Consider the following 12,394-nt stretch of genomic DNA (forward strand, 5'->3'; position numbering starts at 1 on the left):
CAATTTCGTGTGGAAGGCGGATGAATGATATATGACAATCCTGATGACAGGCTTATGTGAGAAAGGTGCAGACCAGATCTGGAAACAGTGTAACGATGCGATGTACGCCCAGGGAGTTACCTGGCTGGAAGAGGCGGCGTATGCGGGCGATGCGGAAGCATGGTTCTTTTTAGGACACTGTTACAGCTGGGGGGACGGGGCTGTCGGGTTCAATGAGAAAAAAGCGTATGAGTGTTACCTGCGGGGGGCTTCGGCGGGAAGTGCCCGGGCAGTGTTAGGAGCGCTGCGCGCCGGTCAGTATGACGAACAGATGAAGCAGTCGGCACGTTATTCCATCGAGGAAAGTTACCGTCAGGTGCGGGATGCCGCTGAGATGGGCGATGTCTATGCCGCGTGGCAGATGGGCGAGGCAGTTGAGTGGGAAGATCTGGCCGATTATATGCCGCAGACTGAGAGCGCCCGTGAGCAGTGCCTCTTCTGGTACGAACGTGCGGCGGACGGCGGCATTATCCCGGCGATGGTTAAGATGGGAAAATGCTGCCAGAATGGTACATACCGGGAAAAAGATGAAAAAGAGGCACTTCGCTGGGCGAACCAGTGCGCCGCCAGCGGGGAGGTCTGGGGACTCTTCCAGATGGGGGAACATTACCGCCAGGAAGAAGACTGGGAAGCTGCATTCCAATATGACTATGCGGCGGCAAAGCAGGGGTCTTCCCGCGCCATGCTGTATCTGGGGCAGATGTATTTAAACGGACAGGGCACAGAGCGCGATATCCAGGCGGCCGTCCAGGCGCTGGAAAACGCCGCGGCGCGGAACGAGGCGGAGAGCTTTGAAGAACTTGGAAATCTGTTCTATCAGGATGAACTGGTGGAGCGCGATGATGAAAAAGCGTTTTACTGGTATGGAAAAGCATATGCGGCAGGCATCAAAGAGGCGGCGCTTCCGTTAGCCCGCCTGTATCTGCGCCCGTCCGACGAGCAGGACACCGTCCGGGCAGAAAAACTTCTGCGGGAGGCAGCTGGGATCGAGACGGACGGACAGGCAAGTCTGGCGCTTGGAAATATCTATCGGGATGGTCTGAACGGCGAGATTGATATGAAGCAGGCGGTTTCCTGGTACGAAAAAGGCGCTTCGCAGGGAAATCCAGAGTGCATGGAGATTCTTGGATGCCTGTATTTCCAGGGCGAAGAGGGAGTAGACCGCGATTATGCAAAAGCATTTGAGTGGCTGAACCGGTGCGAAGAAGCCGGAAGCCTGCAGTCTGCATCCAAGTTAGGCTATCTCTATATGAAGGGAGAAGGCTGCACCGCCGATGAAAATAAGGCGAAGGAGCTTTTTGAGCGGGCGGCACAGACGGAATGTGACGGATATGCACTCTATGAGCTTGGATTTATCTACGAACGGAAAAATGAATCCCCGGAAGATCTCGAGCGGGCGGCACAGTGCTACCAGAAGGCGATCGAGATGGGAAATGAGAGTGCTTCACGGCGGTTTTCCCATTTTAAGAAGGGATTGTTTGGGCGCTGGAAGATCACGTATTAAGGGGGAATTTTTCTTGCGCTGTGCCATAAAGTATGATAGAATTTTTAACTAAAGTGAGCAGGGGGTCCCGTAACTTTGCGGGAGAACTGCAAAACCACACAGAACACTTACATGGCAGAAAGTTTGACTCCGGCATCCTTTGCAAAGATGGGGACGATGGGGAAAGATAAAAAGAGAGGATGAAAATCATGGCAATCAATTACAGCAGTACCCGTGGCGGTGAAAACAACGTAACGGCTTCGATGGCGATCTTAAAGGGACTGGCAGCAGACGGCGGCCTGTTCATGCCGGATCATATCCCGGTGTTAGATTGCAGCCTGGAAGAATTATCCCATAAAACATATCAGGAAGTAGCTTATGCAGTTATGAAGCAGTTTCTGACTGATTTCACAGAGGAAGAGCTGAAAACCTGTATCGAGCGCGCTTACGACAGTAAGTTTGATACGGAAGAGATTGCGCCGCTTGTCAAAGCAGACGGAGCATATTATCTGGAGCTGTTCCACGGAAGCACGATTGCCTTCAAGGATATGGCGCTCTCGATCCTGCCGCATCTGATGACCGTATCGGCGAAGAAGAACCATGCGGAGAATACGATCGTGATCCTGACCGCAACCTCCGGCGATACCGGAAAAGCAGCGATGGCTGGTTTTGCAGACGTTGAGGGAACCAGAATTATCGTATTTTACCCGAAGGACGGCGTCAGCCGTGTGCAGGAGCTGCAGATGCTGACCCAGAAGGGCGCGAACACAAGCGTTGTCGGTATTTCCGGAAACTTTGATGATGCACAGAGCGGTGTCAAGAAAATCTTTGGTGACAAAGAATTTGCCAAAGAATTAGCAGGCAGAGGCTATCAGCTCTCTTCCGCAAACTCCATCAACATCGGTCGTCTCGTACCACAGGTTGTGTACTATGTATATGCGTATGCAAAGCTGCTTGAAAACGGCGAGATCGAGAACGGTGAGAAGATCAATGTAACCGTTCCGACCGGAAACTTCGGCAATATCTTAGCTGCTTATTTTGCAAAACAGATGGGTGTGCCGATCGACAAGCTGATCTGCGCGTCCAATGACAATAAAGTTCTGTACGACTTCTTTAAGACAGGCGTATATGACAAGAACCGTCCATTCATCCTGACCTCTTCCCCGTCGATGGATATTCTGATTTCCAGCAACCTGGAACGTCTGATTTATCTCTCCACCGGCTGCGATGCGGAGGAGACCAAGAAACGCATGGAAGAGCTTTCGAAAGATGGCAAATATTCGGTTACCGGTGAGATGCGTGCGCGCATGGCAGATTTTGTCGGCGGTTATGCCGATCAGGCGGCAAATGCAGCCGAGATCAAGCGTCTCTACGATGAGACCGGTTATATGATCGATACGCATACCGGCGTTGCATCCTGCGTATACCATAACTATGTGAAGGAGACAGGCGATACCAAGAAGACAGTTATCGCATCGACGGCAAGCCCATATAAATTCTCCCGCAGCGTCATGGAGGCAATCTTCGGCAGCGAAGAAGGCAAGGGCGAGTTCGAGCTTATCGACGAGATGGAGAAAGCATCCGGCGTGAAGATCCCGCAGGCGATCGAGGAGATCCGCAAGGCAGAGATCCGTCACAACCGCCAGTGCAAGCCGGAGGAGATGGAGAAGACCGTTTCGGAGATTTTACAGTAAAAGTTACAAAATATTAAAATAATTGCCTGTTATTTTTTTGACAGGCTAGGCAAATACTGAATTATGGTATATAATAGACTCTGGTTAGATCAAAAAGAGACAACGAGGAGGTTTGTATATGTTAGTTAGTGCGAAGGAAATGCTTCAGAAGGCAAGAGATGGCAAATATGCGGTTGGTCAGTTCAACATCAACAATCTTGAATGGACCAAAGCGATTTTACTGACGGCACAGGAGCAGAACTCACCGGTTATCTTAGGTGTTTCAGAGGGCGCAGGCAAGTATATGACTGGCTTTAAGACAGTATCTGCGATGGTAAAAGCGATGATCGAAGAGCTGAACATCACGGTTCCGGTTGCGCTGCATCTGGATCACGGCACCTACGAGGGCTGCTACAAATGTATCGATGCTGGATTTTCTTCCATCATGTTTGACGGCTCCCATTATCCGATCGCCGAGAACGTAGAGAAAACCAAAGAATTAGTCAAAGTCTGCGCGGAGAAAGGTATTTCCCTGGAGGCTGAGGTTGGTTCCATCGGCGGCGAGGAAGACGGCGTGATCGGTATGGGCGAATGTGCAGATCCGAACGAGTGCAAGGCGATTGCAGACCTCGGAGTTGATATGCTGGCAGCAGGTATCGGCAATATCCACGGCAAATATCCGGCAAACTGGCCAGGCTTAAGCTTTGAGACGCTGGCAGCCGTAAAAGAAAAAGTAGGCGATATGCCGCTGGTTCTTCACGGTGGTACCGGTATTCCGGAAGATATGATCAAGAAAGCCATTTCTTTAGGTGTAGCGAAGATTAATGTAAATACTGAGTGCCAGCTGGCATTTGCAGAGGCAACCCGCCAGTATATCGAGGCTGGTAAGGATCAGCAGGGCAAAGGATTTGACCCGCGTAAACTTCTTGCACCTGGTTTTGAGGCGATCAAAGAGACGGTTAAGACAAAGATGGAACTGTTCGGTTCTATCGGAAAAGCCTGATGAATAAGTAAGGTTCATGACCGGACTGCAGGGATGTACATTTCGCAACGCGGATATACATACTGGCGGTCCGGTCTGTTTTCATATTAATGTGAGGGATTGAATGAGCGAGATTATCAATGTACCGGAAATTTTCGGAAAAAATGTGTTTAATGACAAGGCGATGCAGGAACGCCTTCCGAAAAGTGTTTACAAAAAACTGAAGAAAACCATTGAAGACGGAGCTGAGCTGGATCCGTCCATCGCAGATGTTGTCGCACACGCGATGAAAGACTGGGCGATCGAGCGCGGTGCGACGCATTATTCCCATTGGTTCCAGCCGCTGACCGGCATCACGGCAGAAAAACATGATGCGTTTATCTCCGTACCGGATTCCAACGGACGCGTTATCATGGAGTTTTCCGGTAAAGAGCTGATTAAGGGCGAGCCGGATGCATCCTCGTTTCCGTCGGGCGGACTTCGTTCCACCTTTGAGGCACGCGGCTATACAACCTGGGATTGTACTTCCCCGGCATTTCTGCGGGAAGATACGCTGGGCGTGACACTCTACATACCGACTGCATTCTGTTCGTACCGCGGCGAAGCACTGGATAAGAAGACGCCGCTGCTGCGTTCCATGCAGGCAATCAACGAGCAGGCACTCCGGATTCTCCGCCTGTTTGGAAATACGACTTCCCACCGTGTGATTCCGTATGTGGGACCGGAGCAGGAGTATTTTCTGGTTGATAAGAACAAATATTTACAGAGAAAAGACCTGATCTACACCGGTCGTACCCTGTTTGGCGCGATGCCGCCGAAAGGGCAGGAGATGGATGATCACTATTTTGGAAGCATCCGTCCGAGAGTCGGTGCATTCATGAAAGAGTTAAATGAGACACTGTGGCGTCTGGGTGTCAGTGCAAAGACACAGCACAACGAAGTTGCACCAGCACAGCACGAATTAGCACCAACCTATTGCCAGGTCAATCTGGCAGTCGATCACAACCAGATGGTCATGGAGGCGATGAAGCGTGTCGCAGGACATCACGGTCTGACCTGTCTGCTGCATGAGAAACCATTTGACGGAATCAATGGTTCCGGTAAGCACAACAACTGGTCCCTGACGAGCGACGACGGCATCAACATGATGAATCCGGGCGAGACGCCGCACGAAAATGTACAGTTCCTTCTGGTTCTGGCGTGCATCATGAAAGCAGTTGACAGACACGCGGATCTGCTGCGCGAGTCCACCGCGATTCCGGGCAACGATCATCGTCTGGGTGCGGCAGAGGCGCCGCCAGCGATCATCTCTATTTTCCTGGGCGAGCAGCTGGAGGATGTTATCGATCAGCTGTGCAGCACGGGCGAAGCCGCACATTCTAAGAAAGGCGAGGTACTTCAGACGGGAGTAGCGACACTTCCGGATTTCGTCAAGGATGCAACCGACCGCAACCGTACTTCACCGTTTGCGTTTACCGGTAACAAATTCGAGTTCCGTATGGTTGGTTCTTCGGATTCTGTTTCATCCCCGAACGTCGTGCTCAACACGATCGTGGCAGAAGCGTTTAAAGAGGCTGCGGACGAATTGGAAAACAGCGATGATTTTGACAGCGCAGTCCATGATATCATCAAGCGTCTGTTTGCAGAGCACCGCCGTATCATTTTCAGCGGAAATGGTTATTCTGAGGAATGGGTTAAAGAGGCAGAGCGCCGTGGACTCCCGAACCTGAAAGCGGGTATCGATTCTGTCGAGGCAATCCGGACCGAGAAAGCGATCAAGCTCTTTGAAGAATTTGGCGTGTACACTCGGACCGAGCTGGAATCCCGCGCCGAGATCGAGTATGAGGCATATTCCAAGACTGTTAACATCGAGGCGAAGACGATGATCGACATGGCAGGCAAGCAGATCATCCCGGCGGTTGTCAAATATACGACCCAGATTGCTTCCTCCCTGACAGCCGTCCGGACTGCCTGTGAGGAGGCCGATGTCAGCGTCCAGAAAGAACTGCTTTTAGAGACCTCGGATAAACTTTCAGAGATGAAGGTGGCATTGGCAGCGCTCAAAGATATCCTGGCAAAGGCATCTGCGATCAAGGATAACAAAGAAAAAGCATTCACCTATCTGCATGAGGTATGCCCGGCGATGGCAGCTCTCCGTAAACCGGCAGACGAGCTGGAAATGCTGGTAGATAAAGAATTATGGCCATTTCCGAGTTATGGGGATTTGGTGTTTGAGGTGTAGGCAGCTTTTAGAAGGTATGATTTTAATTAAAAAGATTTTGACCATCGATATAGGCTATGAATCGTTGGTCAAAATCTTTTTTATTTCAATTATATATTTTGCAAATACGGTTTATTTCCGCCCAGGACCCTGCGTCTGCCCCTCCTGAATCGTATCGCCCTGATTGGAGGTAAATCCGTTAATCCGTTTATCGGACGAATTTGACGAAGAGCCTGACGAGCTGGAGCTTGATGTCGTCGGTGCGGTGTAAGTCGTGCCGTTGCTGTAGATGCGGCTTGGTACATTGCCGGTATCGCTGGTGGAACTGCTGCTTGTCTGGTTATTCGAAGAGCCTGACGAACTGGAAGTCCCGCCCGGCGTGGAAGTGGAGCTGCTGTAGCCGCTTCCAGGAATCGGAACGGTTGTGCCCGACGAAGAACCATTTGACGAGCTGGAGCTGTTGGAACTTCCCGGTGCAGTAAAACTGGTCGAAGGATCGGAACTATTCGAATTGTTTGTGTTACCTGAACTGGAGGTCCCTGAATTGGAATTGTTCGAAGCCGTTCCGCTTGGCCCCGAAGTGCTGCTTGAAGAAGAACTGCCAGACGAAGTCCCTGTTCCCTGTGAAGCACTTGGGTCAAAATAGCTGTCGCTCATGCCGGAGAGACTGGACGGTGGATTCTGGCACGCACCGCTCTTGGCAAAGGTGTATTTCACCGAATCAATCGTCCGGGTTGTGTTCGAAGCCATCTTACCGTTCTCATCCAGATAATAGTAGGTGCCGGATACCTTAATCCAGCCTTTCTGGCGGTGTCCGTACTCATTGAAATAGTACCAGGTGCCGTCGATCTGCTTCCAGCCGCGGCTCATATTGCCGTCTGTCTTGTCCATGTAGTAGGTGTTTCCGTTGCTGTCATTGAGCCAGCCAGTCAGCATCTTGCCATCATGGAGATAGTAGTATTCATTTTTAATAAGCTGCCAACCGGTCAGCATTTTTCCATTTTCGTCGAGATAATACCAGGTGCTGTTTACCTTCTGCCATCCAGTCCGCATCGCCCCGTCCGTGCCGAAATAGTACCAGGTGCCGTTGTCCATCTTCTGCCAGTTGGTAAACATCCGTCCATCCTCACCCAGATAATACCAGACCGTATCAAGCTGGAGCCAGCCCTTCTGCATCACACCGTACTGGTTAAAATAGTACCAGTAGTTGTTGATTTTCTGCCATTTGGTCATCATCTCGCCGCTCTGGTTGAAATAATACCAGGCGGAAGTGGATGAATCCTGACGCCATCCAGTCACCATCTTGCCGGTCGATTCATCCATATAATAATATTTCTCTCCGATATGTACCCATCCGGTATGCTTCTGACCGTCGTCGGTCATGTAGTACCAGTAGTTTCCGTCCTTCAGCCATCCGGCCGCACGGCTCTGGGAAGAAGGAAGCAGCCCCATGGCACCGATCAGGCAGGCAAGCCCAAGCAGTTTTGCATATCTTTTCCGCATCGCGTATCCCCCTTGCAATGTGATTTATCGTTATTTATGATTACAGTAGAAATTAATATCAAAGATGTTGGGGTCAAAAGGCATTTTGACCCCTCTGATACCAGATTGCTCCGCACTATATGCTCCCGCAATCTTCAAAAACATTCGTAATTCGCTCATTTTTCTTTGAAAAATGGCTACCTACTCATGTTTTTGGCGGGTTCCAAGGTCAAAAATTCTCCTGCAAGCAAGCTTGCGTCGAACTTCTGACCTTTTGACCCTGGTATCATATCAAATTACTTTATAAGTATAACATAGATAAATGTAAAATACCTAACGGAAATATTACAATTTTAACAAGTCCTCGGAAACAATTTTTCGATAATAATTTTTCGCATACCGGTACATCACGATCGTGTAATCGCCAAATTCGCGTCCTTCCATACTCTTGAAGACCGCCCAGAGCGCCCACAGGAAACCGCCGAGCGCCGCATAGGCATACGTGACAAAGCGTTCTTCGTCTGATGGGGCGTGCTGGAGGTATTCTTCCAGAAGGTGGTCAAGCTCTTCCTGTGAATAATATGAATAAATACTGCACATCGCAATATCAATGAGCGGATCGCACATGCCTGCATACTCCCAGTCGATCAGACGCAGGGAGTCGTCCGGCAGAAACAGGAAATTGTCCGCAACTGAGTCAATATGGGAGAGGCAGCAAGGACGTTCCAGTGTATCCAGCCGATCCATCAGTTCATTCATCCGGGCGCGGACCGCCGGGTAGTCCTCGAACAGCATTTCCTCATGTCCGCGGCAGATCTTCTCATAAAAATCAATCCGTTCCCGGATGCGGAACGTGTGCGGAACCGTCACGCCGGAATGATGCAGCTTCCGCAGCATCTCCATGCAGGCGGCCATCTCCTGCGGGTTCTTTGCATCCGCATTCCGAGCGCCCTCATAATACTGGGCGATCTTGTAGCCGGTTTTTCCGTCAAAATACAAAATATGTTCGGTAATGCCAAGCGGTGTGACCGCCTTGTAAACAGCCTCCTCCTCTTTTCGGTTAATCAGAAATTCTGTTCCCGGACCCGGAATGCGGCAGATATAATGTTTTCCATCCAGTTCAAACAGGAACGACTGGTTTGTCATACCAGATTTGAGACAGCGGATGTTGTGTATCGCTTCCTCTTTTACATTGAAAACGTGTGCGACCAGCTGCATGGCGGCATTGTCCGAATGATTCTGATATTTCGGATCAAACAGGCGCAGTTCTTCCAGGTTTTCAAACTCATAGACCTGATCCGCCGGCTGGCAGTTCATCGAAAAATCCAGTTCTTTGATATGATCGACGACAACCTGTTCCCAGTACCATTGTTCTGTGCCAGGCTGATGATAGGCTTCCTCAATGAGCGGAATCAGCTGGTTGGAAAAATCACGCGAGAGGAACGCAGGTCCATACATGACCCAGGAATCATGCCCACCGACCTGCACCGATGTGATGCGCCCCTTTTTATTAGAAGAAAGACACCACTCAGACGTTTCACCGTCCATGTAAACGGAAGAGTACCACGCGCCGCACTCATACTTATGGTACATATTATTTCGAATCCAGTTGTCCGAGACAAGCAGATACATATTGCGGCCGCGGAACAGCTCGCGGGCATGGTAGATCGTAGCCAGATTATTTTTGGTGGCGTACTCCGGGTTATAGAGGAGTTTGACCTGATATTTGTCGATCAGATATTCAAACTTTTCCTTTAAATAACCGACGATAATTGTGATATCCGTGATCCCCGCTTCATGGAGCTGCTTGATCTGGCGCTCAATCATCCGCTCGCCAAACACTTCCAGAAGCCCCTTCGGCGTCTCAAACGTCAGCGGCACAAACCGGGAGCCAAACCCGGCGGCGGTAATGACGGCGCCATCCACTTTAAATTGTTCCAGATACTTAAGCCCCTGTTCGGTCAGCAGATATTTCCCCGTATCCATATCTGTCATGAGGAATGCCTCCTCCAGGCAGTCCCCAAGCAATTTATTCACAGTCCCCAGGGAAAGATTCAAAATCGAAGCAAGCTCCCGCTGGGTCACATCCGGATTCTCATAGAAACTCCGGCAGATCAGTCCATAGCGATCCATATAAAACCTCCTGAATTATTAAATTCTTTTATTTTTCTCTTATATATTCACGTATTTCGTCATCATTATAGATGGATAAGAGTGAAAATAGGTTCTAGTTGTTGCATGTTCAAAAAATAAAATCAAAAGTGATATATGAACATTATAGCATAAACACAGAGAAAGTAAACGGAAAAAGCAATGCTGCGGGGGAGTTACTGGGCATGTATGCGTGAACAGTGACGAAAGGCTTGATAAGGTGGTCTGTGGGAAATAAGAAACGTAAAGAATACTGGAAATACAGGCATTTTGGCGGTCAAAACAGGATTGTACAAATATAAATACAATTACGAAACTATAAAGAATTTTCGTAAAAAATCCGTAAGAAAATGCACAGATAAATGTTATGGTATTTTGGAAAAACGTGTATTATAATGTGGGTGTATCGGAGAAAGGCAGTACTTCACAGGGAAGAGAAACATAGGAAATACAGACAATATTCCACTTCAAAATAAAAAGTTGGAAATTCTGTAAAAAAACTATTGATAATTTTCCATATCCGAAGTATAATGATCTGGTAATGCAGTTAGGATTTCGAGAAAAAGAATTTCAAAAAGTAAAAAGGAGAGTGCATTAATTATGAGAAAGCAGACTAAATTAGTTGCAGTACTTTCTGCAGCAGCTTTACTCGCTATGGGTGCTTCCATGACTTCTTTCGCAGCTGGTTGGGAGAAAGATGACGCTGGAGTTTGGCACTACTATGACAGCGATGATGAGATGGTAACCGATGAGTGGAAGAAAGATGGCGGTAAATGGTTCCATCTTGACGAAGATGGTGAGATGGAGACAGATACATGGGTAGATGATGACTACTATGTAGCTGAAGATGGTCATATGCTGACCAACGAGTGGAAAAAGACCATGGCTGATGAGGATGAAGATGATCCGGAAGACGGCGGCGAGCATTGGTACTACTTCAACAACAAAGGTAAAAAAGTTACCGATACAGATAAGAAGATCAATGGCAAGACCTACTACTTCAACGAAGATGGTGAGATGCAGTATGGCTGGCACGAGGAAGACGGCAACGCATACTACTTAGGTACTGAGGACGAAGGTTGGAGAGCTGAGTCTCAGTGGCTGTGGCTTGAGAAATCCGGTAACAATGAGAACGATCTGGATGATGATGATGATCTGGAAGTAGTTCTTGATTGTTCTGAAGATGACAACTGTGATGATGAGGGTTGGTACTGGTTCCAGTCTTCTGGTAAAGCATATCATGACACAGGCAAGAAGAAAATCAACGGCAAATACTATATGTTCAACGAGCACGGTCAGATGCTGTACGAGTGGATTGATGGTAAGGCTGTTGAACAGGGTTCCAACGCACAGCTTGATGGTAACCTTGCTAAGGGCGAATTAGCTACAACCAGCGTAATGAGATACTACAACGAAGTTGAAGATGGTTCCAGAGGTAACGGCTGGTATCAGATCGACGGCGCTGAGGATCTGGATGCTGATGGTGATACAGACTGGTACTACATCGATGACGGTGAAGTTAAATACGCTGATGGCGGTTCCAAAGACTTCGCTACTTACGATGATGACGGAGCTGTATACGTTCAGAGAATCAAAATTGAAGGTAAATACTTCTCCTTCAACGAAAAAGGTCAGATGCAGGATGGCTTACAGTACTGCCAGGCTGACGGCGGATTCTACTACTTCGATGCCAACGGCTATCAGAAGACTGGCCGCGTAACATCTGTAGAGAACGACGATGATGATTACACATTCTACTTCAACACCAAGAATGGTAAGAATGGTCTTGGCTACAATGGTCTGAAAGATGATTATCTGTACTTCAACGGTAAGAGACTGGATGCAGATGATGACTACAGACTGTACTACTATGATGGAGATATCTATCTGACCAATACCAAGGGTAAAGTTCAGAAGACCTCCAAGAAGTATGACATCGAGAACAAGGGCATCGCTGAGGATGATGTAAAAGTAGAGATCAGCGGCAAGAAAGTTGTATCCGTTACTTTAGCTAGCGGTAAGACAATCAAAGCTGAGGAGCTGATTGCTGATGCAGAAGCTCAGTTTGGTAAAGATGTTGTTACAGAGGATCAGATCGTATCTGTACCGTTCATCCAGCTGTATGATGACGATATTTATACCTACACAAATCTGGTTGGTACTAAGGCTGTTGAAGGTTGGTTAGGATTAAACAAATAATTAATCTGAATTTTATTCGATTAGTCATTTGACCTAGGATAATTGAGAAGCGGTATTTCAGGATATTTTCTGGAATGCCGCTTCTTTTTTAGTAAAAAGAGCTCCGATACCTCGAAGTGTTTCGAGATGGCGGAGTTTTTTATGTGGTCGCAATGTAAATGAAG

General features: G+C 48.5%; 7 protein-coding genes. 5 read left to right on the plus strand and 2 right to left on the minus strand.

Features of this window, described 5'->3' with window-relative positions; all coding sequences use genetic code 11:
• Positions 1–31 precede the first annotated feature (31 nt).
• From C7U56_RS12200 to C7U56_RS12215, 4 genes are all read left to right on the plus strand, one after another.
• Positions 32–1,543, plus strand: coding sequence for a tetratricopeptide repeat protein (locus C7U56_RS12200; RefSeq protein WP_233430267.1), 1,512 nt, complete (start codon positions 32–34; stop codon positions 1,541–1,543).
• A gap of 188 nt (positions 1,544–1,731) precedes the next feature.
• The gene (thrC, locus tag C7U56_RS12205) at positions 1,732–3,216 is read left to right on the plus strand and encodes a threonine synthase (protein WP_107001515.1); all 1,485 of its coding nucleotides are present in this window, start codon (positions 1,732–1,734) and stop codon (positions 3,214–3,216) included.
• A gap of 118 nt (positions 3,217–3,334) precedes the next feature.
• A complete protein-coding gene (gene fba, locus C7U56_RS12210) occupies positions 3,335–4,198 on the plus strand; it encodes a class II fructose-1,6-bisphosphate aldolase (protein ID WP_022360285.1) in 864 nt (287 codons plus the stop codon).
• Positions 4,199–4,301: 103 nt separating this feature from the next.
• Positions 4,302–6,419 (plus strand): glutamine synthetase III family protein, encoded by a 2,118-nt coding sequence (locus tag C7U56_RS12215; RefSeq protein ID WP_107001438.1) that lies wholly within the window; start codon positions 4,302–4,304, stop codon positions 6,417–6,419.
• 111 nt (positions 6,420–6,530) lie between these two features.
• On the opposite strand, the gene C7U56_RS12220 is transcribed toward C7U56_RS12215, so the two are convergent.
• Together C7U56_RS12220 and C7U56_RS12225 are read right to left on the minus strand one after the other, a co-directional pair.
• The gene (locus tag C7U56_RS12220; protein WP_107001439.1) at positions 6,531–7,901 is read right to left on the minus strand and encodes an N-acetylmuramoyl-L-alanine amidase family protein; all 1,371 of its coding nucleotides are present in this window, start codon (positions 7,899–7,901) and stop codon (positions 6,531–6,533) included.
• A 324-nt stretch (positions 7,902–8,225) separates the two neighbouring features.
• Positions 8,226–10,013 carry a phosphotransferase gene (locus C7U56_RS12225; RefSeq protein WP_107001440.1) on the minus strand — a complete coding sequence of 596 codons (1,788 nt, stop codon included), beginning with the start codon at positions 10,011–10,013 and terminating at the stop codon, positions 8,226–8,228.
• Positions 10,014–10,631: 618 nt separating this feature from the next.
• Between C7U56_RS12225 and C7U56_RS12230 the strand changes: the two genes are divergently transcribed.
• Positions 10,632–12,230, plus strand: a complete 1,599-nt coding sequence (locus tag C7U56_RS12230; protein WP_107001441.1) for a PspC-like choline-binding domain-containing protein — start codon at positions 10,632–10,634, stop codon at positions 12,228–12,230.
• Positions 12,231–12,394 lie beyond the last annotated feature (164 nt).

Origin of the sequence: Clostridium fessum (assembly GCF_003024715.1) — a bacterium.
Lineage (GTDB): Bacteria > Bacillota > Clostridia > Lachnospirales > Lachnospiraceae > Otoolea > Otoolea fessa.

Coding starts and splice junctions, on each gene's coding strand:
- C7U56_RS12230 (WP_107001441.1), top strand. CDS start 10,632: ATGAGAAAGCAGACTAAATTAGTTGCAGTACTTTCTGCAGCAGCTTTA.
- thrC (WP_107001515.1), top strand. CDS start 1,732: ATGGCAATCAATTACAGCAGTACCCGTGGCGGTGAAAACAACGTAACG.
- C7U56_RS12215 (WP_107001438.1), top strand. CDS start 4,302: ATGAGCGAGATTATCAATGTACCGGAAATTTTCGGAAAAAATGTGTTT.
- fba (WP_022360285.1), top strand. CDS start 3,335: ATGTTAGTTAGTGCGAAGGAAATGCTTCAGAAGGCAAGAGATGGCAAA.
- C7U56_RS12225 (WP_107001440.1), bottom strand. CDS start 10,013: ATGGATCGCTATGGACTGATCTGCCGGAGTTTCTATGAGAATCCGGAT.
- C7U56_RS12220 (WP_107001439.1), bottom strand. CDS start 7,901: ATGCGGAAAAGATATGCAAAACTGCTTGGGCTTGCCTGCCTGATCGGT.
- C7U56_RS12200 (WP_233430267.1), top strand. CDS start 32: ATGACAATCCTGATGACAGGCTTATGTGAGAAAGGTGCAGACCAGATC.